This window comes from Arthrobacter sp. KKT183 (assembly GCF_055657625.1).
In genome coordinates this window covers 2,114,000-2,140,208 of the sequence record NZ_CM145770.1, presented here as the reverse complement: position 1 = coordinate 2,140,208, position 26,209 = coordinate 2,114,000, and the positions used below count along the sequence as shown (strand labels likewise).

Genomic DNA, 26,209 nt, shown 5'->3' with positions numbered 1-26,209 from the left:
TCAGGCTCCCAGCTGTGAGAGGGCGGAGAGGATGGTGTCGGGGGTGCTTCGTTCCAGTTCCCCCACCAGGGCGCCGTCCTGCATCAGGATGACGCGGTCGGCGTAGGAAGCCGCAACCGGGTCGTGGGTCACCATGATGATGGTTTGTCCCATCTCCTGGCTACTGCGCCGCAGGAGGGCCAGCACCTCCGCTCCCGAACGGGAATCGAGGTTGCCGGTCGGCTCATCGCCGAAAATGACATCCGGGCGGGTGAGCAGCGCGCGTGCCACCGCCACCCGCTGCTGCTGCCCACCGGACAGTTCATGTGGACGGTGGCTGAGCCGGTCGGTCAGACCGAGGATGGTGCAGATCTGCTGCAGCCATTCGCGATCCACCTGCCTGCCGGCCAACGCGACGGGAAGAGTGATGTTCTGTTCCGCAGTAAGGGTGGGGATCAGGTTGAAGGACTGGAACACGAATCCCACGCGATCGCGTCGCAGCCGCGTCAGCTCGGCGTCGTTCAGTCCGGTGATGTCCGTGCCGCCCAGCAGGATCCGGCCGGAATCGGCAGTGTCGAGGCCGGCGAGGCAGTGCATGAGCGTGGACTTCCCGGAGCCTGAGGGGCCCATGATGGCGGTGAATCGTCCGCTCGGAAAACTGACGGAGACATCGCGCAGAGCGTGCACTGTGGTGTTGTCCCGGCCGTAGGACTTGTTGATGGATTCGGCAGCAACCGCTGCGGCGGAAACGGAGGACGGCGCGGCGGCCGTCGAAAGATTCGGTGTCATGCCTCCACGCTATGAAATGCGTGGGTTACCGCGGATCGGACGGCGGGAGGTTCTTCGCCGCGCCGTTCTCCTACTGGAGGATGAGACCGGCGACGGTTCGGGATGAGTGGGTCAGGGCTGTACGACGCCGGCCTCATAGGCCAGCACCACTGCCTGCACGCGGTCCCTCGCGCCCAACTTGGCGAGAATGTGTCCCACGTGTGTTTTCACTGTCGCCTCCGAGAGGAACAGATCCGAGGCGATCTCGGTGTTCGACCTACCCTGCGCTATCAGCGTGAACACTTCGCGCTCGCGGACCGTGAGGCTCCCCACCAGGGACTTCGCCCGTTCGTTGGCTCCGGACGGCGCCCTCAGCAGCGGTGCCACGTGTTCCAGCAGCCTGCGCGTGGTTGACGGAGCGATGACGGCATCCCCCCGGTGAACCGTCCGCACCGCCTCGAGCAGCTCTTCGGGCGGCGCGTCCTTCAGCAGGAAGCCGCTGGCCCCGGCCTGGATGGCTGCGAGTGCGTATTCGTCCAGGTCGAACGTGGTCAGGACGATGATGCGCGGCCCGGATCCCTGTGCCTGCGCGAGAATGCGCCTGGTTGCCTCAATTCCGTCCATGCCGGGCATACGGACATCCATCAGCACGACGTCGGCTGCCGTGGACGCGAGCACGGAGACCGCCTCGGTGCCGGTGCCTGCCTGGCACACGACGTCGAGATCCGGTTGTGAGTTGATCAGCATCGAAAAACCGCTGCGGACCAGTTGCTGGTCATCGACCAGCCCAACGCGGATGGTTGCGGTGGAGGACGGGGTGCTCATTCAGGCCTCCGTATAGGGAATCAGTGCATGGACTTCGAAACCGCCGCCGTCACGCGGACCGGTTTCCACAGTCCCATCGTAGAGTTTCAGCCGCTCGGCCATGCCACGGATGCCCTGGCCGGGGTGAGCGTTGTTCCCGTCAAGGAACCCGCCGTCGGATGCTGCGCCGCGCCCGTCGTCGTCGACTGCCACTTCCAGGCCCCTTCCGGTCCAGGACAGCGAAACGGACGCTGATGCGCGCGGGCCGGCGTGCTTGAGGACGTTGGTCAGTGCTTCCTGAATCACCCGGTAGACAGTGAGTTCTGCGCCCGTTGCCAACTGCCGGCGAGGAGTACCCTGCCAGGTCAGCGCGACGTCAAGGCCCGCCTGCCGCACCGTTCCGATCAGATCAGGAACATCGGCAAGGGACGGCAGGGGGCGGGTGGGGGCGTCGTCGTCGTTTCTCAAGACACCGAGCAGCCTGCGCATCTCCCGCAGCGATGCCCTGCCGGTCTCCGCAATGGTGCCCAAAGTAGAGGTAGCGACGGCGGGGTCCGCGGCACCGGCGTAGCGCGCGCCGTCGGCCTGGGCGATCATGACCGAGAGCGAATGGGCAACGATGTCATGCATCTCACGGGCGATGTGACTGCGTTCATCTGCGGCCGCGAGGTCGCGTTCCTGTTGGCGCTCAATTTCCAGCCGGCGGGCGCGGTCCTGCAGCGCCTGCAGCGCGAGCCTGCGGTTCCGGGCAAGGTCACCGAAGGCCCAGCACAACAGCACCACGGCCACGGCGAAGAAGATGTACAGCGCGTACAGGGGAAGAGCAGCAATGCCGGTCTGGTACTGGTTCAGTCCAAACTGCGCAACGCCGGCCACCATCCCGAAGGCTGCAACACCCACACCGCCCAGGCTTGCCCATCGTGGGGCATAGGCAGCGAGCGCGTACACCATGACGAGGACGCTGAGCTGGGCCGCAACAGGCGGCTGGTTGATCAGGAGTTGGCCGATGGACACTGCCGCGACCGTCGAAGCAGCCGCGACGGTCCTACTGCGCCGCCAGGCCAGGGGGATGACCAGCGCCGCCGATACCATGAACTCGACGGGTGAACCCAGGAGCACGTACGGCAGCGCCAGGAGGACGAAGGCCGCTGCCGCCACAAGGCGGTCGACTTTCTCCTGGTTCTCCCGTAGCCAGCGGGCTAACCGGTGGTGCGCATCCATAACGTCCCACTCTAGGGCGGCTTACTGCAGTGAACATCGCCCCAGGGGTGGAGTTACCGTACGCGCGCCGTAGGAGCAGAGACGCGGGTAGCGGATGCGTAGCCTGCTTTCGAGCCGGTGACCGCCACCGTGAGCGCGCTGTGCCGGTCCGCCTTGAGGACCGTGTAGGTCTTGGCGGTTGCGCCCCGGATCGGGGTGCCGGCGCGGTACCACTGGTAGGTCAGTGCGGTGCCGGTGCTCCAGGAGCCCGGGTTCGCGGTCAGCCTCTGGCCTACTTTTGCGGTGCCCGTGATGGTCGGCGCCGGCGCAAGGGGAATGGCCGGCAGCGTCGGTTCGGCAGCCCGGGGTGTGAAGGAGAAGTCGCGGACCGTGACCTGCTCGGGCCGGACCTGGTTCGGATACCCGCCCCCGCCTCCGGTGACCCACAGGTTGAAGTGGACCGCCTCCCGTGCGGGAACGGGAACGGTGGCACCCTCCAGGACAGTGCGTTTGAGCAGGGTGCCGGAGTAGCCCTCGCCGGCGAAGGTCTCATAAGTCAGCCTGCCGGGTTCCCAGACCAGCCGGTGAGTGAGCACGGGGTCCGGCGTGACATCGAAATTCACAACGGTGCTGCCGGTTCCGGCCGGCTTGGTGGCGTCGAACCAGTAACCATGGCCCTGCCGAACCGGACGCGACTCGCCCCAGGCCGCGCCGCCGCCCCACGCGGACGCTTCGCAGACGTCGATTTCGTTGTGGCCCGGTGCGGAATCGGGGTCATAGGTGAACATGCATCCCCACACCACTTCCTTCTGTAGCGTCTGCAGGTTCCGTTCGACCACTGCGCTGTATGTGCCGTAGCCGAAGCCGCGGCGGGTGGACTGGAACTCTGCCGCCACGGGTGCATTTCCCGACGGATTGGTGAGAGCAAGGCTGACTTTCCCGTTCGCGTCCGGCCCACTGACATTGGCTGGATCGAAACTGCCGTTGTAGTGCGGACCTCCGGTCCACGAACGCTTGAGCCAGTTATAGCCTTCCCACGTGAAATCGCCGGCTGGACCGGGATCTGTGGTCATCGTCGAATTGTCGGCTGCGGAAGCGCCCGGTACAGCACTCACGGCCAGAACGACGACGACGGCGGCCGCTGTGAGCGGGCGGATGCGGGGGTAATGAACTTTCATGAGACTCCTGGAAGGCTGCAGACTCGCTGCGCGGTGACAGCGCCAGGATCGATTATCCGGATGAACCTGACGGTTTTCCGCAGAGATGGCGCCTGCCGAAGCGCAACGTTGGCTCAGGTTTTCCTTCCATGCAGTATGTCTCACTATCCGGAACTGAATTGTCCGTGATGCGGGATGGTTGCCTAGGCTGATCCCATGACTTCATCCAGCATCAATGTGGCAGTAATTCCCGGTGACGGCATCGGACCGGAGGTCATTACCGAAGCGGTCAAAGTGCTGCGCGCAGCAACGGCTGCTGCGGATGCGGAACTGACCCTGACGGATTACAAGCTCGGTGCCGAGCACTGGCTGACTACGGGGGAGACCCTCTCGGAGGAGGTACTGGACCGCCTGCGCTCCCACGACGCCATCCTTTTCGGGGCCGTCGGTGCCGCCCCGGGAGATACCCGCATCCCTTCGGGCCTCATCGAGCGCGAAATGCTGCTCAAGCTCCGTTTCAGCCTCGACCACTACGTCAACCTCCGTCCCTCACGCCTCTACCCCGGGGTGCCAAGCCCCCTTGCCGATCCCGGCGAGATCGACTTCGTGGTTGTGCGGGAGGGAACCGAAGGACCGTACGTAGGCAACGGCGGAGCCCTGCGCACGGGCACTCCCCATGAGATAGCCACTGAGGTCTCCGTGAATACCGCACACGGCGTTGAACGCGTGGTCCGTGACGCCTTCCGCAGGGCGAGCGAGAGGCCCCGCAAGCACCTCACCCTGGTGCACAAGCACAATGTGCTGGTGCACGCGGGCCACCTGTGGAAGCGCACCGTGGAGGCCGTGGCAGGCGAATTTCCGCAGGTTACCCACGATTACCTGCACGTCGATGCAGCCATGATCTTCCTGGTGACGGACCCCTCGCGTTTTGACGTCATTGTGACCGACAACCTCTTCGGGGACATCATCACGGACCTGGCGGCAGCCGTCACCGGCGGTATCGGCCTCGCCGCGTCCGGCAACATCAATATGGACCGCACGGCGCCCTCGATGTTCGAGCCGGTGCACGGTTCGGCGCCGGACATCGCGGGGCAGCAGAAAGCAGACCCCACTGCAGCGATCCTTTCGGCAGCGCTGCTGCTGCGCCACCTCGGTTTCAGTGAGCAGGCAGAGCGGATCGAGGGGGCGGTGGAGAACGACGTCGCCACCCGGTCCGGCGCTCCGCGCACTACCGCTGAAATCGGCGATGCGATTGCGGCTGCAGTGTCCTAAGCTGGTTAGGAACCATTAACTCAAGTGATCGTCTGTGCGTATCCCGTTCGGGATCACCGCCAGGCATGATCGTGTCTTTCGTAGCGCTTGCGGAGGGCAGGTAACCGTGGAGGAACCATGACAGCTACGCAGCTGGAATTCGCCCAGTACCCGTCGGCCAGCCCGAGGTCGGAGGCGGACCGGGAAGCGATACTTGCAAACCCCGGGTTCGGTAACCATTTCACCGACCACACCGCGGTGGTGGATTTCGCTGTCGACACGGCAGGCGTCGGCGGGTGGAGGAATGCGCGACTGGAGGCGTATGGGCCTATCGCCATGGACCCGGCAGCGGCCGTGCTGCACTACGGGCAGGAGATCTTCGAAGGCATGAAGGCGTACCGTCACGCTGACGGTTCCATTTGGACCTTCCGGCCGGAGGCCAACGCGGCGCGGCTCAACCGTTCCGCTGCCCGGCTTGCACTCCCGCAGTTGCCCGAAGACGTGTTCCTGGAGTCCCTCCGCCAGTTGGTTGCCGCTGATCAGGAATGGGTGCCGACCCGCGAGGGCGAGAGCCTCTACCTGCGTCCGTTCATGATTGCCACCGAAGCGTTCCTGGGTGTTCGTCCGGCCCGTGAGGTCTCCTACCGGGTGATCGCCTCGCCCGCGGCGAACTACTTCGGCGGGGAACTGGCTCCAGTGTCAATCTGGGTCTCTCGCGAATACGCACGGGCAGGACGCGGCGGCACGGGCGCGGCCAAGTGCGGCGGCAACTACGCGGCCTCTCTCGCAGCACAGCTGGAGGCGGAGGCGCACGGCTGCAAGCAGGTGCTCTTCCTCGACCAGTTCAACAACAATGCCGTCGAGGAACTCGGTGGCATGAACGTCTTCTTCGTCTTCAAGGACGGCACTCTGGTCACACCCGCGTTGAGCGGCACCATCCTTGAAGGCATTACCCGTTCCTCGATCATTCAGCTGGCAAAGGACCGCGGCCTGGAGGTGCAGGAGCGCACTATCACGCTGGATGAGTGGCGCGACGGCGTGGGCAACGGTGATATCGCGGAGGTATTCGCGTGCGGCACCGCAGCAGTCATCACACCGATCGGCGAGCTGAAGGACGGCGACGAGGTCATCAGCGCGCCGAATCCTTCGGCAGGTGAGGTCACCATGAGCATCCGTGAACAGCTTCTGGGCATCCAGACCGGCAAGGTCGAGGACCCGCACGGCTGGATGACCCGCCTCGTGTAGCGGCTCGGAACAGCATCAAGCCCGGCTTTTCCTGAGGAAGGCCGGGCTTCGGTGTTTCTTCAGCTCTGCACGGCCGGGCCGAGCGGGAGTGCGTTTCCTGAGCGCAGCAGCTCCGTGACCGCGGGCTCGGGAAGCGGCCTGCTGAAGTAGAAGCCCTGTCCGCTGATTTCTCCGAGGGATCTCAGGAAATCGGCCTGTTCCTGGGTTTCGATGCCCTCGAATACTGCCCCGAGGCCGGCAGCCCGGATGAGCTGGAAGACCGCTGCCACGAAGTCGGGCTGCCAGGAGCCTGTCGCGGGTTCCCGAAGGATGGATCGGTCCACCTTCACCATGTCGACCGGCAGATTGCGCAGGTAGCTGATCGAGGAGTAGCCCGTGCCGAAATCATCAATTTCAATGCACACGCCAAGCTGTTTGAGGCTTAGCAGCGAATAGGTTTCCACCTCGCCGCCGCTCACCAGCGCGGACTCGGTGATCTCAATGACAAGCGAGGGCGGCGGCACAGACATCCGTTTGAGAAGTCCGCGGACGAAGTCGACCATATCCAGCTGGCGCAGTTCGATTGCCGAGATATTGACGCGCACCTGAAAATTCTCGGGTACCAGGAGCGCCGCGCGCCAGATTGCATACTGTTGAAGGGCTGTCGCCATGACCCATCGGTCAACTTCGGAAATGGCGCCGATCTCCTCGGCAAGGGGAATGAACGAATCGGGAGGAATCATCCCGCGGGTCGGGTGGTTCCAGCGCACCAGGACTTCCACTCCATTGACCGAACCATCGCGCAGATTCACAATCGGCTGGTAGTGCACGCACAGCTGGTCCGTCCCAATGGCATCGCGCAGTTCGGATGCCATCAGCGTCCGGAGCTGCCGGTCGTAAAGCATGACCGGCTCGAAGGTCTTGATGATGCTGCGCCCCTCGTTTTTCGCCGCGTACATAGCTGTATCGGCTTCATACAGGAGGGACTCGGCGGTGTGCTCCGGGGTAGCGAGGCGCAGGCCTATGCTGGCGCGTGGATGCACACTGAACTCGTCCACGTCGATGCTCTTCGCGAGGACTTCCAGCGTACGGTTGGCAACTCCGAGCGCAATCTCCATGGTTGATTGCGTCACGAGGATCGCGAACTCGTCCCCGCCCAGGCGGGCCACAGTGTCAGTTGCCCGTACAACTCCACGGAGGCGCTCCGCCACTTCGCGCAGAACGTCGTCGCCGGCGTCGTGCCCGAAGCGGTCGTTGACATTCTTGAACGAATCAAGGTCCAGGAGCAGCAGCGCGGGAGGAGGATCGCCGTCGGCTTGGCCTGAGAGGGACTGCTCAATTTTCTCGACGAGATCCACTCGGTTGGACAACCCGGTCAGCGCGTCTGTCATTGCCATCCGCTTCATGTCCAGATGTGCCTGGTGCAGCATTGCCGTGCGGTTTTCCACGCGCATTTCGAACTGTCGGTAGACCAGTTCGAGTTCTTCAGCCAGAAGATTCACGCCGGTGATGACGGCGTCGACATCATCACGCACGGGGGAGGGCGTCATCCTGCTGCTGAGGTCTCCACGGGAGAGCCGCACAATGCCGTCGACCAGCATCGCCAGGCGGGGGTCCCCGCCGTCAGCGGTCATCCGCACGCTCCAACAGCCAGGCAACGGCCGTATCCTCGTCCCCGAAGTAGCGGGTGGGGCACGGGGGAGGCTCGCCTCCCAGGAGGAAATTCGCGAGTACCCGGTCCACCGCGCTCGTTCCCACCACTGCAATAGCTGATGCTGAGCGGGAGCGGCTCAGAACGGCGCGCGCCTCGCGGCTGATCGACGCCACACCGGTGATGTCAAGAAGGATCGGTTTCAGGCCGCCGCCGGCTTCTGCACGGGCACGCTGCGCAAAAGCCTCAGCTATCTCTTCGGAGATGTGCTCGGCCTGCGGCAGAACCAGGCGGATGACGGATACCGGAGCCGTGGTGTCCGATACCTCGGTAGGTATCAGCCAGAGTGCATTCATGCCGAGCGTCACTTTCCTTGCTGGAGCGCCGGGGTACGGCGCTGCATCCGGTTCTTGAAACTACCGTACAGAAATACGACGGCGGCGGTCATTGCCCTGACGCATGTCGCGGTTCAGGCGTCGGTCGCCGTGGTAGAGGATCGCTTCCCAATCGGCCTCTTCGGGTGCCTTGTCGATGACGGGTGACGGCTGCTGCCGTGGCTCCCGAGGCGCGACATGGAGCCAGTTCAGCACGCCCAGCACCATGTCCACGGCAGAGTTTTTCAGGCCGATGTAGGCACGGATGGCGTAGAAGGCCAGAAACGCGTTGAGCAGCGCAAAGGCCGCGTTGCCCCAATTTTCACTGACGACATCCCGCCAGACTGTGAAGAGGGAGTACGCGACAATCAGGAAAGGCACAACGACATAGAGCGCCGGCGCAGCTGTCCTGTCTTTGACCTTGGGTGTGCGGACGAAAGGGATCTTCTCGCCGGTGAACGCCTGTTGAACGGATTTCAGGACGCCGGCCAGATTCACGGGCAGGAGCACGATATTGAATCCGTAGATCCTGAAAATATCGCTGAAGCGGTGCCCGCAGTCCCGGAGGTCACTGCCCATTGCCAGGAAATAGGGAAGCGCAGTGATAAACACCAGCGGACTGAGTAAGCGGCTGTCGTAGGGGTAGCCGAGCAGGAACAGCAGACCGAAACTGGCCCAGGCGATGGAGGCCATGTAGTTCACCCGCAGCAGGATCTCCCGCGCGAGGATACGTTCCCGGCGGTGTTTGCGCTCCCGCATCTGATTCCACAGCTTGGGAAGGATCAGCAGCCCGCCGTTGGCCCACCGGCGCCGCTGCACCACGAGTGAACCGAAGTCCGGCGGTGTGGCGCTGTAGCTGAGCCGCTCGGGGTAATTCACCAGGGTCCAGCCGTGAGTTCCGAGGTCAACACTCGACTCCGTGTCTTCGATGACTGTGCGGTCCTGGATGTAGGTTTTGATATCGAATCCGCCAACGCTCTCCACCTCGACAATGTCTTCGATCGCGCGCTTGCGGATGACTGCGTTGGCGCCGACCCAGAAGGTGGCGCCGTAGTAGGTCATGCCCTGGTGAAGGATGTGCTGGATGTCGGTCGTGGCGCCGGCAACGCGCTCAATACGAGTAGGCGCACCGCGGAACGAGGAGTAGGGAGTCTGCGTGACAGCCACCCGTTCATTACCGGGTGACTCCAGCAGGTGAACCAGGCGGAGGCAGTAATCGCGCAGCAGGAGGGAATCGGCGTCGAGCGTGAGCAGGTAAGTCGAGTCTGGGATCTCCAGGTCATCGACGTGGTGTTCTGTGGCAGGACGAAGCACAACGCCGTTGGCCGCCTTCTCTTTGTGCCAACGCCCGCCCATGAGGGAAATGTAGGCGTTGAGGTTCATTGCCTTGTTCGCCTCGTGTGAGAGGGAGGCGTAGAGCTTGCGCTCGAACGTGTTCATGGAAGCGGTGAAGATGCGTGCCAGGCGCACGTAGAGCTCCACCATTCGGTCCGGGTCCGGCGCAGCGTGCTGGGCGTCGGCAGCGGTCAGAGCGAGAACGGTCAGGCGCAATTCACGCGCCAGGCCCATCAGCACCAGGTCAACGAAGAATTCATCGACGTGATCCCCGACGGTCTCATTCTCAGCCATCGTTTCCAGCCACACCGCGGCTGCCTCGTATTCGGCGATCAGGCGCGGCAGTTCATCGCTGGCCGGCGTGTCCGACGCCAGGCGCTCCTGGTATGCGGACAGTGCGCTGGTGAAGCGCATGGAGGGCTCGAGGAGCCGGCCTTCGATCTCGGCAGCGAGTGCACGCGTGGCCTCAAGCCGGGCCAGAACGCCCGGGTCTGTTGGAAACGGCGGGTCATCGAGCAGCAGCGTGACCCGCAGGTTGGGGAACTCCTGAAGCGCCGCGGACCAGAGCGTTGCGCGGACCACCTCGGGCTCTTCAGCGTAGGACGGCACCAGGACAGTGATGCTCTCGTCGTAGCGGGCGAAGTGCCGATCGAGTTCACCGCGCGGGACGCGGCGGTGGTCGCGGAAACGGTACAGCGCTCCCTGCCGGGCCAGCAGGTACATCAGTGCGGAGAATGTCAGGAAGGTGACCACCACGAGGTAGAAAACCGCTTCGAGCTGGAATCGGAAGCTGGCCGACGGGTTCTCTGCGAGCTCCCTCAGGATCGTCGAGACGACATACGCAACCCATCCGAGGATTGTGACCACGATCGCCAACCGGCCCAGCGCGACCTTCCGGCGCGAGGGTGCCGGATGGACAATCGAAAGCGGTTCGGACCGCTTCTCCGATCCCCACTGACGCCGCCGCGATACCGTGCCGGACGTCGAAGACGCACCGACAGCCGATTCCGGCACAGAGACTTGCTGGTTCATCCGCCCCCCAAATAATCTGATGGACATTCCTTACGGAGAGTCCTGTGAGTGTCGCTGCGGCAGGTGACGGGCCCGACGTTCAGCAGTGTCTATCCCGGTCCGGCTGAGGTGACGGCTCAGCGGAATCGGTGTGCGGGATGTGACGGACGAAACAGTACACCATTTTGATTCAGTGCTCTTCCACCGTTACGATACGCTCACCGTTCCCGTCCGAACGGTCTTGTATCTGGGGGACCCATGTCCAAACGTTTTCCCGGCCGCCGGCTTTCGCCTGTGCGCCTCACCGTCCTGGCTGCCATCGTCGGCACGCTGGTAGCGTCCACTGTTGTGGGTTGGAACCGGCTCGAGGATGTGCGCGCTGCCGCCAACGGCGGATCGTGGTTCGCCGGGTATGTGGATGCCACCGCAACGCCTTTCTATCCTTTCGAGCAGCCCGCCTCGGAGCAGGGCAAGAGCGTCGTGTTGTCGTTCATTGTTGCTGATCCTGCCGAGGACTGCCGCCCATCGTGGGGTGCTGCGTACTCGCTGGACGAGGCGCAGTCGGAGCTGGATCTCGACCGTCGAATTGCGCGGCTGATCCAGGATGGCGGCGAGGTCGCTGTGTCGTTCGGCGGGCTGATCAACAATGAGCTGGCCCGGACCTGTACGGACGTCCGCCAACTCACAAGCGCTTACCGTGCCGTCGTTGAACGGTACAACCTGACAACAATCGACCTCGACATCGAGGGTGAGGACCTGGCCGATTCCGAAGCTGCGGCACGTAGGGCAGAAGCGGTGGCCGCGTTGCAGGAGGAACGGCGTGCGGATGGCAAGCCACTCAACGTCTGGCTGACGCTGCCTGTGGCCCCGTCGGGTTTGACCCTTCAGGGCACCGACGCGGTGACAACCATGCTTGAGGGCGGCGTGGATCTCGCGGGCGTGAATATCATGACCATGGATTACGGCGGAAGCAGGGAACCTGGGGTTTCCCAGCTGGACGCTTCAGTCGCGGCTGCTCGGGCAACTCACGCCCAACTCGGAATCCTTTATGACAGGGCGGGCACCAGCCTCGGTCCGCAGACGCTGTGGAAGAAGATCGGGCTGACGCCCATGATCGGTCAAAATGATGTCCCGGCAGAGGTGTTCGACCTGGAAGCAGCTGCCGCTTTCAACGCCTTCGCCCTGGAAACAGGCGTTGGGCGGATGTCAATGTGGTCGCTCAACCGTGATGCCACCTGCAGCGACAACTATGGCAACGCGAAGATCGTGTCGGACAGCTGCAGCGGCATTGAGCAGGACGGCACGCTGTTCGCGGACGTTCTGGGCGCAGGATTCGAGGGGCGCGCGGCGACCCTGAATTCGGCACCCACCACAGACGAACCCACACCCGAGCTGGTCGTTGATGATCCGGAGACCAGCCCGTACCCGATCTGGTCAGAGGAAGCGACCTACGTGTTGGATGACCGCGTCGTGTGGCGCGGCAAAGTGTATTCAGCGAAGTACTGGACCTCGGGTGACCTGCCGGATAACCCGGTGCTGCAGGCTGCCGAGACCCCGTGGACGCTGATCGGTCCGGTACTGCCCGGAGAAAAGCCGGTCCCTGTTGTGACTGCTCCGGCAGGAACTTACCCCGGCTGGGATGCCGAGAAGACGTATGAGAAGGGCGATCGGATCCTGTTCGACGGCCATGTCTTCGAAGCGAAGTGGTGGAATCGGAGCGACAGCCCGGAGGCAGCACTACAGACCTCCGATGCGTCCCCGTGGCGTAAGTTCTCCAATGATGAGGTTCAGGACGTACTCGAGGAACTGGAGCCTTGATTGGACGTTGGCGGGGAGAAGCTTTGACTGGCCGTTGGCGGGGAGAACGTCCGGGGGCCCAGGCCTAGGCTTCGGCCCGTCGGTGGACCTCGTCGATCAGCTTCCCGACCTGCGCCTCGCGGTCGGGGGCACCTGATTGCCTGAACAGTTCCTGGCTCTTTTCGAGCTGGAACAGCCCTTCCAGCGCATCGCCGGACCGCGCGAGCGCCTGCCCTAACAGCAGGTACGCTTCCGCGGCCGTCTGGCTGGCAATAAGGGAAGACGCGTCGCAGATAGGCCTCAATCGTTCTACGGCAGCATCGTACTGTGCAGTAAGGAACAGCCAGTGTGCACGGGTGAGGGACAGCTCAAGCTTGTCCCGCTCGCTTCCGCCCACAATGGAGGCAGCCAGCTCAGCCCTTTCGATACACTCAAGCGTCTCAGGCTCCACAACGCCGCCGGCCAGGCGAAGCGCGGCGGAAGCGCGATTGAACCGGGCCCACAGGTCAAGGTCGTTCGAGGGTGAAAGATTACTGGCCGCGCGCCGGTGGTAATCAGTTCCTGTAGCTGCATCCCGCCGAAGATAGGCCACATTCCCGATGACCCAGTAGGCCTTGCCGGCAGTTTGTGAGTTGACGTCAGGTGTGATGAGTTCAGCCAGGCGGAGGCACTCTTCCCATGCATCATCAAGCTGGTCGCTCTCCGCGAGGGCTGCAATGAGTGCATGCTGGGCAGTGATGCGCAGGTCCGGCGAGTCAGCGGCAGAGGCCGCCAGGGCGACAGCTCGCCTTGCTTCGCCGGCAGCTGCCGCAAGGTCACCCTGGCCCTGCAGGGCGACAGCTAGAAAGGTGGCGACTCTCGAAGATAGGTCCGGGTACCGACCGGTTAGCGGATGCTCTCGTAGCGACCGTGCCTGAGCTTCTGCCTCACTTATCTTGCCCAACTTTTTGAAACATTCAGCTTCCAGGAAACTCATGTTCCACCAAGCGTTTTCGTCGCCTTGGCTCGCTGCTAACCCGGCCGCCTCACGAGCGATACTCAAAGCACTGTCGTACTCTCGCTGGCTCCACGCATCGCGCGCGCGCAATTCCAGGAAGACGTGCTCACCGGGCTGCTGGGTTTGATTCATGGCCTCGTTCCAACGCTGTCCTCAGATGGATCCCCGGCCATCATTCTGTCAGAACAAAGAGCCAATTCCTCGGGTGTATCCCGACGAATTCACGAGAGTTCGAATTTGAAGGGTAAAACTGCGGAAAAGATGAGGCAAAAAGCTCTGGACCGCTGTATTTGAATCCATATACTGGGGATGCTGTGCAACGCAGAAGGCATATCGTTCTTCTGCGTCCATCAAGTGACAAGGAACAAGTATGAAAAAGGTCTCCGCAACTCTGTTGCTGACTGCGTTGCTTCTGGTTGGGGGCGGCACGGCTGCTCAGGCTGCAAAAATCGGCAACTGGCCCGATGGCACAACGACTACAACGAAGATCGGTAACTGGCCGGACAGCACGACGACCGCCAAGATCGGCAACTGGCCGGACAGCACATACCAGGCTGTTTAGTCGTCATTGTTCCAAAGGCCGTGGAGAGCAAGCTAATTAGCTGATCTTCACGGCCTTTTGCATGCCTGCAGGAGTAACTTCAGCTTCGAATGTCGGCCACAATGTCGCGGACGTGCGCGGCCCTGTCCGGTGCACCGGCGTCGTCGAAGCACTGTTCACTGGTTTCGAAGTGAGCGAAAGCCTCGAGCTCCTCCCCGCGGGCCGACAGCGCCTGGGCTAGCAGCAGGTTTGCCTCTCCCTCTGTCTGCCGGGAGAGCGCCGAACCATCGGCGCAGATTGGCCGCAGGCGTTCGACTGCGGCGTTGAGTTGGCCCGTGAGGAAGAGCCAGTGAGCCCTGGTGAGAGAAAGCTGGAGTTGGTCCCGCTCCGTGCCGCCGACGATTGAGCTGGCGATCTCCGCCCGCTCGATGCACTCAAGCGTCTCCGCATCGACGACGCCGGCTGCCAGGCGCCGGGAAGCGGATGCCCGGTTGAATCGAGCCCATAGGTCAAGATCATTGTTTGGCGTGAGCTGTTCCGCTGCGAGCCCGTGGAACCGGATGCCGTCGCCTACCTGATGGCGCATGAATGCCACATTTCCAATGACCCAATAGGCCTTCCCCGCGGTCTGGGTGTGGATAGCGGGCGTGATGTGGGTTGAGAGGTCCAGGCACGTGCTCCAGGCTTCATCCAACCGGTCACTTTCGGCAAGCGCAGCTATCAGAGCATGATGGGCCTCTATTTGAAGCTCTGGGGAGTCGGCAATCGTTGATGCACTTTTCACCGCGGTTGTAGCGCTATCCACGGCCTCGTCGAGATGTCCCAGGCCCTGCTGGCAGACAGCCGCGAGAGTATGGACGCGGGCCTTCAGTGCTTCCGATTCCATGGTAAGAGGGCTGATTCCGAGCGTCTCCGCGAACTGGAGCGACTCTTCCAGCGAGCTTTCCTCGCGCAGGCACTCGGCCTGAAGGAAGGTCATGTTCCACCAGGAATGATGATCCTGGGCGTGCGCCGTCAATTCGACCGCGGCCGCTGCAAGGAGCCGCGCCGCCCGATAATCGCGCTGGCTCCACGCTTCACGGGCACGCAGCTCGTACATCACGAGTTCGCCTGACTGCTGTGCTGCCACACTTCCCCCTTGTTCAAAGGCTGCGTCGGACTGGCAGGGTATTCCCGGCGCACTCGACGTGACTGTCTCTGAGTTTATGTGGAAAGGGCCGGTTGAGACAGAGTCGGGCAAAGCTAAAGAGATCCAGTCACAAGGGGTGTTGCACATCACAGTTGCTTCGTATACTGAAGTCATCTGGTGTCGGTGACGCTGCACTCCTACCTTTAAGGAATCCGTTATGAAACGACTCTCCGCAGTTCTCCTGCTTACAGCGGCCCTGGCAGTGGGAGGGGGGTCTGCGGCTGTAGCCAAGGACAGCGCACCCACACAGAGGACGGGTGTTGTCACGTATGGCACGCTCATTGATGACTGGCCTCACTGATCACCGCTGAAGTTTGACACTGGGACCGTTCAGAGGACCAATGTTCCCTGAACGGTTTCTAACGTTTACTGACCAGGTCTGTACTAGCCTGTGTTTATGCGTATAGCCCGATTTGTGCTCAATGATGATCCAGCGTTCGGCCTTGTTGAGGGCCTCGTTGGCGAAGAAGAGGTAGCCGTCATCAGCGGCGACCCATTCTACGAAGGGGTACAGCCGACGGGCGTGCGCCACAAACTGGAGGATGTCCGGCTGCTGGCGCCGGTGATTCCGCGCAGTAAGGTCATCGGTATCGGCCGCAACTATGCTGACCATGCCGCCGAGCTGGGGAACGAGGTGCCGCCGGCGCCGCTGATGTTCCTCAAGCCCAATACATCGGTTGTGGGTCCCGGAGATCCTGTCGTGCTTCCGTCTTTCTCTGACGAGATTTCCTACGAGTCCGAACTGGCCGTCATCATCGGCCGGATCTGCAAGGACGTGCCCATAGAGCGGGTGGATGACGTCGTGTTCGGGTATACCTGCGCCAATGACCTCACGGCCCGCGATATCCAGAAGACTGACAACCAGTGGGCCCGGGCGAAGGGGTTTGACACTTCCTGCCCGATCGGGCCCTGGATCGAAACGGAGCTTGATACCGAGAACCTTGCCGTCCGCGGATGGCTCGACGGAGAACTGATGCAGGACGGCACCACCAGCCAGATGATCTGGGGTGTGAAAGAGCTGGTTTCCTACGTCTCCCAGGCCTTCACTCTCCTGCCCGGCGACATCATTCTTACCGGAACCCCTGCCGGTGTGGGCCTGATCAACGAGGGGCAGAGGTATGACGTGGAGATCGAGGGGATCGGCAGGCTGTCCAACCCGGTGCGCCGCTGACAGGACTGCCCGTGGCCAACAGCCAGGACAGTAGACTGAGCCCATCATGACTACTGCTGATCTCCCCACTGTCACGCCCGAAACTCCCGTACGGGTTCGCTTCTGCCCATCGCCTACCGGAGTCCCGCATGTCGGTTTGATCCGGACCGCCCTGTTCAACTGGGCATATGCGAGACATACCGGTGGAAAGATGATCTTCCGCATCGAGGACACGGACGCCGCGCGTGACAGCGAAGAGAGCTACGAGCAGCTCCTCGATGCGCTGAAGTGGCTGGGGATCGACTGGGATGAGGGCGTGGAGGTCGGAGGACCGCACGCTCCCTACCGTCAGTCGCAGCGGAGCGGGATCTACCAGGATGTCATTTCGCGGCTCGTCGCTGCCGGGCATCTGTACAAGTCTTATTCCACACCGGACGAGGTCGAGGAGCGGCACAGGTCCGCCGGCCGGGATGTGAAGCTCGGGTACGACAATTTTGACCGCAGTCTTTCAGCGGATCAGAAGGCGTCCTACGAAGCGGAAGGTCGTCCTGCCGTTCTGCGTTTACGCATGCCGGACGAGGACATCACCTTCACCGACCTTGTGCGCGGAGACATCACGTTCGCAGCCGGGAGCGTGCCGGACTTTGCAGTAGTGCGGGCAAACGGCGCACCTCTCTATACGCTGGTAAACCCGGTCGATGACGCGCTGATGGGCATTACCCATGTGCTGCGCGGTGAGGACCTCCTTTCCTCGACGCCCCGCCAGGTTGCGCTGTACCGGGCCCTCATCGATATCGGCGTGGCCCGGTATATGCCGCTCTTCGGTCACCTGCCCTATGTCATGGGCCAGGGCAACAAGAAGCTGTCCAAGCGTGACCCCGAGTCGAACCTTTTCTTGCACCGGGAGCGCGGGTTCATCCGGGAAGGACTCCTTAACTACCTCTCATTGCTCGGCTGGTCCCTTAGCGCTGACGAGGATATCTTCACCGTGGACCAACTCGTTGAGAAGTTCGACATCCATGATGTCCTCGCCAACCCGGCACGCTTTGATGTCAAAAAGGCCGAAGCCATCAACGGTTCACACGTGCGCCTGCTGGACCCTGAGGACTTCCGGATGCGGCTGGTTCCATACCTGCAGTCGGCAGGTCTGGTCGGTCAGACTCTCAGCCCCGGCGAGCTGTCCATTCTCACTGAGGCAGCGCCGCTCATCCAGGAAAGGATCACCCTTTTGGGGGAGGCACCTGAGATGCTCGGCTTCCTGTTCCATCCGGACGGCGAGGTGGAGGTCGCTGCCGATGCCAGCAAAGGCCTGCCCGCCAACTACGAAGAGGTTCTCGATGCCGCGCTCGGAGCGCTCGAACCCCTCGGGGACTGGACCGCTGACTCCATCCAGGCGGCTCTGCGCGCTGCCCTCGTCGACGAGCTTGGGCTCAAACCCAGGCTCGCCTTCGGGCCGGTGCGGACTGCGGTGTCGGGACGCAAAATCTCACCGCCGTTGTTCGAATCCATGGTGATTCTCGGCAAGGAGTCGTCGCTCGCCCGAATAAGGACTCTGCGTGGTCAGTGAGCTAACCGCGCATTCCATTCAGGGGGTCCTCTTCGATATCGATGACACCCTGGTGGACCTTGAGACTGCGATGGGGCGCACCCTGCACCACATCGGGGCTGAAACCCTGGCGCATCTCACCGAGGCCGAGTGGGCGGAATACAAGTCGTTGTACACCCGGGATCCGCACGGCTACTACGACCAGTTCCTGGCCGGAGAACTGAGCTTCACGGAGCAACGGATCCACCGCGCTCGGCATGCCCAGGCCGAGTTCCTCAGTGAACCGCTTGAAGGCGCTTCAGCGGCACGGTGGAACAAAGCATACGAGGCAACACTGCCGCTCCACTTCGAACCGTATGAGGACGTCGTTCCCGTCCTCGATGAGCTGGACCGGCTGGGAATCCCGTACGGTGCGGTCAGTAACAACGTGCACGATTACCAGCGTGCAAAGCTGGACAAAGCTGGCTTGCATCGGGTCGCCGCGCTCGTCGGAATCGACGCCGTCGGGGTCGCAAAGCCCAATGCAGCGATCTATCTCGAGGGTGCGCGGCTGCTCGGAACCGATCCTGCAAACACCCTTTATGTTGGGGACAACCCTGTTGTCGATGCACAGGGAGCGGATGCGGCGGGGCTCATCGGCATCTGGCTGGACCGTCGCGGTCGGCAAGACGAGGGCTTCAGCGGCCACCGGATCACCAGCCTGACCGACGTTTTGCGCATCGTGCAGGAGATCCGGTAAAGTTGTTTCTCGGCGCGGAGGAGGTTGGCCTGCTGCGAAGCAGGGTAAACATCACCCGAAAGTGCCATTGGGGTATGGTGTAATTGGCAACACACTGGTTTCTGGTACCAACATTCTAGGTTCGAGTCCTGGTACCCCAGCGCTGTAAAAGCACAAATTGAGCGAACAGAAGCCTCGGCGGAACGGTCTGCTTCAATTTGGTTTCACAGCATCGGATGTGAAAGAATCATCTAGCTCGTTTGGCGGGAGACCGGCAAACAACTCAGTACTGGCCCCATCGTATAGCGGCCTAGTACGCTGCCCTCTCACGGCGGTAACGCGGGTTCGAATCCCGCTGGGGTCACACAAGGGTCCGCCTCAACCATTCCGGTTGAGGCGGATTCTCATTTAAGCGGCCGACTCCTCAAATCCCGGACAACACGTGCAGAACTGGCATGATGGGACCATGAATGCCTCGCTGCCGGACGCTGATGTTGCGGGGCTTGCCGATCTGCTGGGCAGTGTCCGCGAAACGCTCAGCCGTCTCACCTTCCCCCTGGACACTCCCGGGGCTACTGCCGCCAAACTTCAAACGCGCACCGCGGCCGAGCAGCTCGACGACTACATCCTGCCCCGCATCAAGAGCCTGGACGCACCGCTCCTGGCGGTCGTAGGCGGCTCCACCGGAGCGGGCAAATCAACACTGGTGAACGCTCTGGTGGGACATCCGGTGACCCGCTCCGGACCGATCAGGCCCACTACCCGCCAACCGATCCTGCTGCACCACCCGGCGGAAGGGCACTGGTTCGCCGATGACCGCGTGCTGCCCTCGCTCACCAGACAGCGCGCCGTCGTCGTCACTGAGGAAGCGGAAACCGTGCCGGCGTCCCACATCCCTTCAACGCACGACGCCGGCAGCGCGGCCCAACTGCTGCTGCAACCGGACACGATGATCCCCCTCGGGCTTGCCCTGCTGGATGCACCGGATATCGATTCCATCGCAGACGAAAACCGCCGCCTCGCCTCACAGCTGTTGGCGGCAGCTGATCTGTGGCTGTTCGTCACTACAGCGAACCGCTATGCCGACGCCGTCCCCTGGAAGCTGCTGAGGGAAGCGGCGCAGCGTGACATTCTGCTCGCCATTGTTCTTGACCGGGTTCCGCACGGCGTGGAGGAGGAGGTGCGCGCTGATCTGCACACTCTGCTAGCCGCCGAGCAGCTGGGGCATGCTCCTATCTTCGTGGTTCCCGAAGAACAGCTTGACCCGCTCGGCATGCTCCCGCCGGAGAGCGTGGAGCCGCTGCAGCGCTGGCTGCGTGCTATTTCGGCTGACGCGGAGGGCCGGCGGGAAATTGCCCGGCGCACTCTGGAGGGTGCGCTGAGGGCACTCGGGCACCGCGTGCAGAACGTTGCCGATGCCCTCGACGATCAGGCGGAAACCGCCGCACGGCTCGGGGAAGCGGCGCGTGAGTCATACGCCGCAGCGCTCGACGCCGTCCTTGAGTCGACCAAGGACGGCACCCTGCTTCGCGGTGAGGTGCTTGCCCGGTGGCAGGACTTCGTCGGTACCGGAGAGTTCATGCGCGGTCTGGAATCCACGGTTGGGCGCATCCGGGACCGGATCGGCGGATTCCTTACCGGCAAACCCCCGCGTGCGGTAACCGTCGAGGATGCAATTGAAAGCGGACTGCAGACCGTGATCGTCGAGGAAGCGGCGAAGGCTGCCGACCGCACCCAGCGGCAATGGCGAGCCGAACCTGCAGGGCGCGCGCTGCTGGATCCTGGAACCCCCGTCATGTCACCTGATTTCACCGACACCGTCGCCCGCGAAATCCGTGCGTGGCAGAAAGATCTGTTGGACCTGGTGCGTTCCGAGGGTGCAGACAAGCGTTTCGCCGCCAGGATGCTCTCCTTCGGGGTCAACGGTGTTGCAGTGGCGCTCATGATCGTTGTATTCGCATCCACTGCCGGCCTCACGGGAGGTGAGGTCCTCATTGCAGGCGGCTCCGCCGTCGTCGGGCAGAAGCTGCTGGAGGCCATCTTCGGCGAAGAAGCGGTACGGCGGCTTACACGGACGGCGCGCATGCAGCTGCAGCAACGATGCGAGAAGCTGCTCGCAGAAGAGCGGAAGCGCTTCACCGACACGCTGCACGTACTGGCTGGGGAACCAACTTCGCAGGACCTCCGCGCACTGGCTGTGAATCTGACGCAGCGGCGCTCAGTGGCTGAGGATCTGCGGAACGACGGCGCCCTGCCGGAGGGTGGGCAGTGAGCCGGCACCGCGGAGAGGGATCATCCTCGCGACTGCAGGTTCGCCTCGAGTCGCTCAACGCAGCCCGGGAGCTGGCTGAGGGGCGGGTTGATGAGGATCAGCTCGGCGCCGTCTACGAGGTGTTGGACCGGGCGAGCTCGCGCAGGTCTCTGTCCTCAGCACACACTGTGGTGGGTATTTTCGGACCGACAGGCAGCGGCAAGTCGTCGCTGCTGAACGCGCTCACCGGAACTGATCTGGCGCGGGTTGCCGCACGCCGCCCAACAACCGCCGAACCTCTTGCAGTGATCTGGAACGAGGATGGAAGCGAGGATCTGCTCGACTGGCTGCAGGTGCCCAACCGCCACGTCATGCCGGACGGCGCGCAACTGCTCGCCGTTTCCGGCGACCGCAGACGTGGCAGCAGCGACGGCGGCGTTGACGGCGGGTTGATCCTGCTCGACCTGCCGGACTTCGATTCGACGGAGCTAGGGCACCGCGTGATTGTGGAGCGTCTTGCAGGGCAGGTGGATGTCCTGCTGTGGATCACCGATCCGCAGAAATACGCGGACGCCGCCCTGCACCGGGAGTTTCTGGAACCGCTGGCAACCCACGAGTCCGTCATACTGGTTGCGTTGAATCAGTCTGACAGGCTCTCGGAATCCGACCTCACGCAGGTAACCGGATCGCTGAAACAGATTCTGGCCGCTGAAGGCCATGGCTCCGCCGTAGTCCACACGGTCTCCGCACTCACCGGAACAGGCTTGGGTGGCCTCGCCGAAGAGATCAGAACCATCGTGCGCCGGAAGGAGGCCGCGACCGGTCGGTTGTCAGCGGACGTCGACGTCGCCGTTGAATCGCTGCAGAAGTTCAGCGGCCCAGAACTTCCGCCTCCGTCGAAAGCGGCGCGTGCTGCGCTCTCGGACCGCCTCGCGGGGGCCACAGGTGCTGATGCGGTGATCGACGCCGTCGTCCGTTCCTACCGCCGGGACGCCCACGCTGTCACGGGGTGGCCGGTAACGCGCTGGCTCGGCAGACTCCGCTCGGATCCGCTGCGGCGCCTCAACCTCCGGCGTGGGGACGTGCAGGACTTCGTCGGCCGGACGTCCCTCCCGGAACCCGGCCCGGCGCAGCGGGCGTCCGTTGACCGGGCGTTGAGAACGTTCGGCGACGAGCTCTCAGCCGGTGCGGTGGAACCGTGGCGGACAGCCATTCGCGACGCAGCGAAGAGCCCTGAACCGGAGCTTCTGGAGCATCTGGATGAGGCTGTTGCCCGCACTGATTTCGCCTCCGGTTCACGGGCCTGGTGGTGGCCGGTGGCCGGGGTGCTGCAATGGCTCTTCCTGGCCGCGATGGTGGTGGGAATCGGTTGGCTGGCGCTGCTGGCAGCGCTGGCGTTCCTGCAGTTTCCTGTTCCGGAATCACCGACCGTAGAGGGGATTCCCGTTCCGACGCTGCTGGCCGTAGGGGGAGTGGCAGCAGGCATAGCGATCGGCTTTCTGTGTGCCGGGCTGGCTCGCCTCGGAGCCCGGAGGCGGGGAAAGCGCGTACGACGGCGGCTGGTCGCCTCGATCAGCGAGACCACAGAGACGGTGGCGGTTGGGCCGGCGGCGGCGGAGATCGAACGCTACAACGGCTTCGTCCGCGCTGTGGCTGCAGCGGGTTCACGCCGGTAAGTCAGCCCTGCAGGGCGGCGAGCACCTTCTGTAGCGTGCGCAGGTTTCGCGTGGTCGTTGCCCTTTTGAAGGCAGCCCGGTTGGTGAAGGCGTTGAGCGGACTGTCCAGGGTTCCGCCCTTCGGCGTCTGCCAGGCAGCGGCGATGGTCCCGAGGGGCTGGACCGGTTCATTGATCGAGAAAGCGAACTCGACCATCCCGGTCAGCACGGCGGGGTCGGAGAAGAGCGTGAGGTAGGTGTGCGTGTCTGGATCGTCCGCTGGAAAGGGACAGTCCTCAACAATGCTTCCCACGGTGGCGGCGTCCAGCACAACCACCCAGGCTTCATACCCGAAGCGCTGCCGCAGCGATTGTTCGCTTTGGAATTTCAGCTCATCCGCTGTGAGGTCGCTGCTGCAGACGATGTTGCCGGACGCCAGCAAGGTTCTCACACCGGAGACAGGGAGCCCCTCAAAGGTTGCCCGAAGGTCTGCTGACTTGATGGTGACGCCGCCTACGTTGACGCCGCGCAGAAAGACCGCATATCTGGTCATAAGGTCAGCCTAGCGCTCCAGGTTCCAGCAAATTTCGGGCAGCTGCGGCGACGTGGTCAGCATCCGAAGCCGCCATAGATCCGCAAAAGTTCCGTTATTCCGCGGACTTGCCGATTGCGTTGGTCAGCTGGAGTGCGGCGGTCACAACAACCTCGGCATGGATCCTGCCGGGCTGGCGAGTGAGGCGTTCAATGGGGCCGGAGATCGACACGGCGGCGATGACGCGCCCGGAAGGGCCGCGCACCGGGGCCGAAACCGAGGCGACCCCGGCCTCACGTTCACCGAGGCTCTGAGCCCAGCCCCGCCGTCGTACTCCTGCCAGCACGGTGGGCGTGAACCGTGCGTTCTGGAGGCCCTGGAGAAGGCGGTCGTGATCTTCCCAGGCGAGGAGGCACTGGGCGGCTGATCCGGCTCTCATCGATAATTGGGTACCTACCGGAATGGTGTCGCGCAGGCCGATCGGGCGTTCGGCAGAGGCGACGCAGACCCGTGCGTCTCCCTGGCGCCGGAAGAGCTGGGCGCTCTCGCCGGTTGCATCGCGCAACTGGAGGAGGACGGGACCGGCGGAGGCAATCAGCCGATCCTCTCCTGCGGCGGAGGCTAGCTCCACAAGGCGGCTACCCAGCACAAACCTGCCCTGGATATCCCTGCTGACCAGTCGGTGGTGAACCAGCGCGAGGGCGAGCCGGTGAACTGTCGGACGTGCCAGGCCGGTGGACGTAACCAGTTGGGCGAGCGTAGTTGGGCCGGCTTCCAACGCGTCCAGAACAAGAGCCGCTTTATCAATGACGCCGACACCACTAGAATTGTCCATAGACTGATATTGCCGTCTCATTATCTGAGACGCAAGTGTTCGGAGTGGCGCGCATGGACACGCTCCTGCTTCAGTTATTGAAAGATCTGATCAAGGCACGCGGAGGAACCGGCCATGGGCAAGACGCTCGCAGAAAAAGTCTGGGAATCGCATATTGTGCGCAAGGGTGAGGTTGTCAATGGACAGGCCGAGCCGGACCTGCTGTACATTGACCTGCACCTCGTCCATGAGGTCACCTCCCCGCAGGCGTTCGAGGGCCTCCGCTTGGCCGGCCGGAAGCTGCGCCGGCCGGATCTGACAATTGCCACCGAGGACCACAACACTCCGACGATCGACATTGACAAGCCGATCGCGGACGTGACGAGCCGCACGCAAATAGAGACCCTGCGCGCCAACTGCAAGGAGTTCGGTGTCCGGCTGCACTCGCTGGGGGACGCGCAGCAGGGCATCGTTCACATCATCGGTCCGCAGCTCGGCCTCACCCAGCCCGGACTCACCGTGGTGTGTGGAGACTCGCATACCTCCACGCACGGCGCCTTCGGAGCGCTGGCCATGGGCATTGGAACCTCCGAGGTCGAGCACGTCATGGCCACCCAGTCCCTTTCCCTGAACCCGTTCAAGACCATGGCGATCAACGTCGAGGGGACGCTCAAGCCGGGCGTTACGTCCAAGGACATCATCCTGGCTGTCATCGCCAAGATCGGAACCGGCGGCGGGCAGGGTTATGTCCTGGAGTACCGGGGCTCCGCTATCCGTGCCCTGTCCATGGACGCCCGCATGACCATCTGCAACATGTCGATCGAGGCCGGAGCCCGGGCCGGCATGGTTGCACCGGATGACACCACCTTCAAGTACCTCAAGGGTCGTCCCCACGCACCGCAGGGTGAGGACTGGGACGCCGCCGTCGAGAACTGGCGCACGCTTCGAACCGACGATGACGCGGTGTTCGACGCGGAGGTCTTCCTGGACGCGGATGAGCTCGAACCATTCGTCACGTGGGGAACCAACCCCGGTCAGGGCGTCTCGCTCAGCCAGGCAGTCCCGTCTCCGGATGACTTCGCCGACGAAAATGAGAAGGCGGCCTGCAGCCGGGCGCTGGAGTACATGGCCCTTGAAGCCGGTACGCCAATGAAGGACATCCGGGTGGACACCGTCTTCCTGGGTTCGTGCACCAACAGCCGCGTTGAGGACCTGCGGCTGGCAGCGGACATCATTCGTGGACGGCAGAAAGATCCGGACATCCGCATGATGGTGGTGCCCGGTTCCGCCCGCGTGCGCCTTGAGGCTGAGGCAGAGGGACTGGATAAGGTTTTCAAGGAATTCGGTGCGGAATGGCGCTTCGCCGGGTGCTCGATGTGTCTGGGCATGAACCCGGACCAGCTGGCGCCGGGGGAGAGGTGCGCGTCGACATCGAACCGCAACTTCGAAGGCCGTCAGGGCAAGGGCGGGCGGACGCACCTGGTTTCTCCCGTCGTCGCGGCAGCCACTGCCGTGCGCGGAACGCTGAGTTCGCCTTCCGATCTGGACCCCGTACCGCCCGCCGCGGCGGTGCAGGCCGGAAACAGCTCCACCATCCACGCTGCCTGAGACCGGGGCAAGAGGAGAAGACCATGGAAAAGATCACTACACACACCGGGATCGGCGTTCCCCTGCGGCAGAGCAACGTGGACACTGACCAAATCATCCCGGCCGTCTACCTGAAACGGATCACCCGAACCGGGTTCGAAGACGCGCTGTTCGCCGCATGGCGGAAGGACGAGAACTTCATCCTCAACCGGGAGCCGTTCAACCACGGTTCGGTGCTGGTTGCAGGACCTGACTTCGGTACCGGGTCCTCCCGGGAGCACGCCGTCTGGGCGTTGAAGGATTTCGGTTTCAGGGCTGTGCTCGCGTCGCGGTTCGCCGATATCTTCCGCGGTAACTCCGGCAAGCAGGGGCTCGTAGCCGCTCAGGTGGCCCAGGACGACATCGAGCTGATCTGGAAAGAGCTCGAGAACCATCCGGGCACCGAGATTACAGTCGACCTCGAGTCACGTCTGGTTACCTGCGGGGCGATCATCGCCGGGTTCCAGATCGATGACTACACACGCTGGCGTCTCCTGGAAGGGCTCGATGACATTGGACTGACGCTGCGCCATGAAGAGGCCATCACCGCTTATGAAGCCGTGCGCCCGAGCTTCAAGCCCACAACCCTGCCTGCCCGAACCTGACCTGGTTCACCGGTGCAAGGAAAATCACGTCCCG

At 63.2% G+C, this 26,209-nt stretch carries 22 protein-coding genes and 2 tRNA genes; 13 read left to right on the top strand and 11 right to left on the bottom strand.

What is annotated here, in order from left to right; translation table 11 throughout:
• From ACZ2GY_RS10220 to ACZ2GY_RS10205, 4 genes are all read right to left on the bottom strand, one after another.
• Complete coding sequence (locus ACZ2GY_RS10220; RefSeq protein ID WP_346028146.1) at window positions 1-768, bottom strand: ABC transporter ATP-binding protein; 768 nt, start codon at window positions 766-768, stop codon at window positions 1-3.
• Between the two features lie 111 nt (window positions 769-879).
• Complete coding sequence (locus ACZ2GY_RS10215) at window positions 880-1,572, bottom strand: response regulator (protein WP_277358461.1); 693 nt, start codon at window positions 1,570-1,572, stop codon at window positions 880-882.
• Window positions 1,573-2,772, bottom strand: coding sequence for a sensor histidine kinase (locus tag ACZ2GY_RS10210; RefSeq protein WP_277358462.1), 1,200 nt, complete (start codon window positions 2,770-2,772; stop codon window positions 1,573-1,575).
• Between the two features lie 53 nt (window positions 2,773-2,825).
• Window positions 2,826-3,929, bottom strand: a complete 1,104-nt coding sequence (locus tag ACZ2GY_RS10205; protein ID WP_471671813.1) for a hypothetical protein — start codon at window positions 3,927-3,929, stop codon at window positions 2,826-2,828.
• 195 nt (window positions 3,930-4,124) lie between these two features.
• Here ACZ2GY_RS10205 and ACZ2GY_RS10200 point away from each other — a divergent pair, with 195 nt between their 5' ends.
• Both ACZ2GY_RS10200 and ACZ2GY_RS10195 read left to right on the top strand, forming a co-directional pair.
• Window positions 4,125-5,180 (top strand): 3-isopropylmalate dehydrogenase, encoded by a 1,056-nt coding sequence (locus ACZ2GY_RS10200; protein WP_056548199.1) that lies wholly within the window; start codon window positions 4,125-4,127, stop codon window positions 5,178-5,180.
• A 117-nt stretch (window positions 5,181-5,297) separates the two neighbouring features.
• Window positions 5,298-6,404, top strand: a complete 1,107-nt coding sequence (locus tag ACZ2GY_RS10195) for a branched-chain amino acid aminotransferase (RefSeq protein ID WP_277358464.1) — start codon at window positions 5,298-5,300, stop codon at window positions 6,402-6,404.
• A gap of 59 nt (window positions 6,405-6,463) precedes the next feature.
• Here ACZ2GY_RS10195 and ACZ2GY_RS10190 read toward each other — a convergent pair whose 3' ends face one another.
• Genes ACZ2GY_RS10190 through ACZ2GY_RS10180 form a run of 3 tightly spaced genes read right to left on the bottom strand, consistent with a single transcriptional unit; the run spans window position 6,464 to window position 10,775 of the window.
• Window positions 6,464-8,017, bottom strand: a complete 1,554-nt coding sequence (locus tag ACZ2GY_RS10190; protein ID WP_346028148.1) for a putative bifunctional diguanylate cyclase/phosphodiesterase — start codon at window positions 8,015-8,017, stop codon at window positions 6,464-6,466.
• Window positions 8,007-8,390 carry a DUF7793 family protein gene (locus ACZ2GY_RS10185; protein WP_471671812.1) on the bottom strand — a complete coding sequence of 128 codons (384 nt, stop codon included), beginning with the start codon at window positions 8,388-8,390 and terminating at the stop codon, window positions 8,007-8,009. Before ACZ2GY_RS10185 ends, ACZ2GY_RS10190 begins: the two co-directional genes overlap by 11 nt.
• Window positions 8,391-8,450: 60 nt before the next feature.
• On the bottom strand, window positions 8,451-10,775 hold the full coding sequence (locus ACZ2GY_RS10180; protein WP_471671811.1) for a glycosyltransferase family 2 protein: 2,325 nt from the start codon (window positions 10,773-10,775) through the stop codon (window positions 8,451-8,453).
• A 237-nt stretch (window positions 10,776-11,012) separates the two neighbouring features.
• Between ACZ2GY_RS10180 and ACZ2GY_RS10175 the strand changes: the two genes are divergently transcribed.
• Window positions 11,013-12,572, top strand: a complete 1,560-nt coding sequence (locus tag ACZ2GY_RS10175; RefSeq protein ID WP_346028150.1) for a chitinase — start codon at window positions 11,013-11,015, stop codon at window positions 12,570-12,572.
• Window positions 12,573-12,636: 64 nt separating this feature from the next.
• Here the strand turns inward: ACZ2GY_RS10175 and ACZ2GY_RS10170 are convergent, their stop codons facing one another.
• Window positions 12,637-13,494 (bottom strand): hypothetical protein, encoded by an 858-nt coding sequence (locus ACZ2GY_RS10170; protein WP_471671810.1) that lies wholly within the window; start codon window positions 13,492-13,494, stop codon window positions 12,637-12,639.
• Between the two features lie 424 nt (window positions 13,495-13,918).
• On the opposite strand from ACZ2GY_RS10170, the gene ACZ2GY_RS10165 reads away from it, so the two are divergent.
• The gene (locus tag ACZ2GY_RS10165; RefSeq protein WP_204530983.1) at window positions 13,919-14,110 is read left to right on the top strand and encodes a hypothetical protein; all 192 of its coding nucleotides are present in this window, start codon (window positions 13,919-13,921) and stop codon (window positions 14,108-14,110) included.
• A gap of 79 nt (window positions 14,111-14,189) precedes the next feature.
• Here the strand turns inward: ACZ2GY_RS10165 and ACZ2GY_RS10160 are convergent, their stop codons facing one another.
• Entirely contained in the window at window positions 14,190-15,218 is a 1,029-nt protein-coding gene (locus tag ACZ2GY_RS10160) for a hypothetical protein (protein ID WP_471671809.1), read from the bottom strand.
• 457 nt (window positions 15,219-15,675) lie between these two features.
• Between ACZ2GY_RS10160 and ACZ2GY_RS10155 the strand changes: the two genes are divergently transcribed.
• The 7 genes from ACZ2GY_RS10155 (at window position 15,676) to ACZ2GY_RS10125 (ending at window position 22,619) form a co-directional block, all read left to right on the top strand.
• Window positions 15,676-16,449, top strand: a complete 774-nt coding sequence (locus ACZ2GY_RS10155; RefSeq protein WP_471671808.1) for a fumarylacetoacetate hydrolase family protein — start codon at window positions 15,676-15,678, stop codon at window positions 16,447-16,449.
• A gap of 46 nt (window positions 16,450-16,495) precedes the next feature.
• Window positions 16,496-17,995 (top strand): glutamate--tRNA ligase, encoded by a 1,500-nt coding sequence (gene gltX / locus ACZ2GY_RS10150; protein WP_471671807.1) that lies wholly within the window; start codon window positions 16,496-16,498, stop codon window positions 17,993-17,995.
• Complete coding sequence (locus tag ACZ2GY_RS10145) at window positions 17,985-18,713, top strand: HAD family hydrolase (RefSeq protein WP_277358474.1); 729 nt, start codon at window positions 17,985-17,987, stop codon at window positions 18,711-18,713. Before gltX ends, ACZ2GY_RS10145 begins: the two co-directional genes overlap by 11 nt.
• A gap of 68 nt (window positions 18,714-18,781) precedes the next feature.
• Window positions 18,782-18,853 (top strand) — tRNA-Gln (locus ACZ2GY_RS10140).
• Between the two features lie 130 nt (window positions 18,854-18,983).
• Window positions 18,984-19,056: transfer RNA gene (locus ACZ2GY_RS10135), tRNA-Glu, on the top strand.
• A gap of 102 nt (window positions 19,057-19,158) precedes the next feature.
• On the top strand, window positions 19,159-20,964 hold the full coding sequence (locus ACZ2GY_RS10130) for a dynamin family protein (RefSeq protein WP_346028155.1): 1,806 nt from the start codon (window positions 19,159-19,161) through the stop codon (window positions 20,962-20,964).
• Window positions 20,961-22,619, top strand: coding sequence for a GTPase family protein (locus tag ACZ2GY_RS10125; RefSeq protein WP_471671806.1), 1,659 nt, complete (start codon window positions 20,961-20,963; stop codon window positions 22,617-22,619). Before ACZ2GY_RS10130 ends, ACZ2GY_RS10125 begins: the two co-directional genes overlap by 4 nt.
• Window position 22,620: 1 nt before the next feature.
• On the opposite strand, the gene ACZ2GY_RS10120 is transcribed toward ACZ2GY_RS10125, so the two are convergent.
• Entirely contained in the window at window positions 22,621-23,151 is a 531-nt protein-coding gene (locus ACZ2GY_RS10120; RefSeq protein ID WP_471671805.1) for a DUF1697 domain-containing protein, read from the bottom strand.
• A gap of 94 nt (window positions 23,152-23,245) precedes the next feature.
• The gene (locus tag ACZ2GY_RS10115; protein WP_056548220.1) at window positions 23,246-23,965 is read right to left on the bottom strand and encodes an IclR family transcriptional regulator; all 720 of its coding nucleotides are present in this window, start codon (window positions 23,963-23,965) and stop codon (window positions 23,246-23,248) included.
• 114 nt (window positions 23,966-24,079) lie between these two features.
• Between ACZ2GY_RS10115 and leuC the strand changes: the two genes are divergently transcribed.
• The gene (gene leuC, locus ACZ2GY_RS10110; RefSeq protein WP_346028158.1) at window positions 24,080-25,552 is read left to right on the top strand and encodes a 3-isopropylmalate dehydratase large subunit; all 1,473 of its coding nucleotides are present in this window, start codon (window positions 24,080-24,082) and stop codon (window positions 25,550-25,552) included.
• Window positions 25,553-25,575: 23 nt separating this feature from the next.
• Complete coding sequence (gene leuD, locus ACZ2GY_RS10105) at window positions 25,576-26,175, top strand: 3-isopropylmalate dehydratase small subunit (RefSeq protein ID WP_277358479.1); 600 nt, start codon at window positions 25,576-25,578, stop codon at window positions 26,173-26,175.
• Window positions 26,176-26,209 lie beyond the last annotated feature (34 nt).

Coding starts and splice junctions, on each gene's coding strand:
- ACZ2GY_RS10165 (WP_204530983.1), top strand. CDS start 13,919: ATGAAAAAGGTCTCCGCAACTCTGTTGCTGACTGCGTTGCTTCTGGTT.
- ACZ2GY_RS10220 (WP_346028146.1), bottom strand. CDS start 768: ATGACACCGAATCTTTCGACGGCCGCCGCGCCGTCCTCCGTTTCCGCC.
- gltX (WP_471671807.1), top strand. CDS start 16,496: ATGACTACTGCTGATCTCCCCACTGTCACGCCCGAAACTCCCGTACGG.
- leuC (WP_346028158.1), top strand. CDS start 24,080: ATGGGCAAGACGCTCGCAGAAAAAGTCTGGGAATCGCATATTGTGCGC.
- ACZ2GY_RS10215 (WP_277358461.1), bottom strand. CDS start 1,572: ATGAGCACCCCGTCCTCCACCGCAACCATCCGCGTTGGGCTGGTCGAT.
- ACZ2GY_RS10190 (WP_346028148.1), bottom strand. CDS start 8,017: ATGACCGCTGACGGCGGGGACCCCCGCCTGGCGATGCTGGTCGACGGC.
- ACZ2GY_RS10210 (WP_277358462.1), bottom strand. CDS start 2,772: ATGGATGCGCACCACCGGTTAGCCCGCTGGCTACGGGAGAACCAGGAG.
- ACZ2GY_RS10115 (WP_056548220.1), bottom strand. CDS start 23,965: ATGGACAATTCTAGTGGTGTCGGCGTCATTGATAAAGCGGCTCTTGTT.
- ACZ2GY_RS10120 (WP_471671805.1), bottom strand. CDS start 23,151: ATGACCAGATATGCGGTCTTTCTGCGCGGCGTCAACGTAGGCGGCGTC.
- ACZ2GY_RS10195 (WP_277358464.1), top strand. CDS start 5,298: ATGACAGCTACGCAGCTGGAATTCGCCCAGTACCCGTCGGCCAGCCCG.
- leuD (WP_277358479.1), top strand. CDS start 25,576: ATGGAAAAGATCACTACACACACCGGGATCGGCGTTCCCCTGCGGCAG.
- ACZ2GY_RS10155 (WP_471671808.1), top strand. CDS start 15,676: ATGCGTATAGCCCGATTTGTGCTCAATGATGATCCAGCGTTCGGCCTT.
- ACZ2GY_RS10130 (WP_346028155.1), top strand. CDS start 19,159: ATGAATGCCTCGCTGCCGGACGCTGATGTTGCGGGGCTTGCCGATCTG.
- ACZ2GY_RS10205 (WP_471671813.1), bottom strand. CDS start 3,929: ATGAAAGTTCATTACCCCCGCATCCGCCCGCTCACAGCGGCCGCCGTC.
- ACZ2GY_RS10200 (WP_056548199.1), top strand. CDS start 4,125: ATGACTTCATCCAGCATCAATGTGGCAGTAATTCCCGGTGACGGCATC.
- ACZ2GY_RS10185 (WP_471671812.1), bottom strand. CDS start 8,390: ATGAATGCACTCTGGCTGATACCTACCGAGGTATCGGACACCACGGCT.
- ACZ2GY_RS10175 (WP_346028150.1), top strand. CDS start 11,013: ATGTCCAAACGTTTTCCCGGCCGCCGGCTTTCGCCTGTGCGCCTCACC.
- ACZ2GY_RS10180 (WP_471671811.1), bottom strand. CDS start 10,775: ATGAACCAGCAAGTCTCTGTGCCGGAATCGGCTGTCGGTGCGTCTTCG.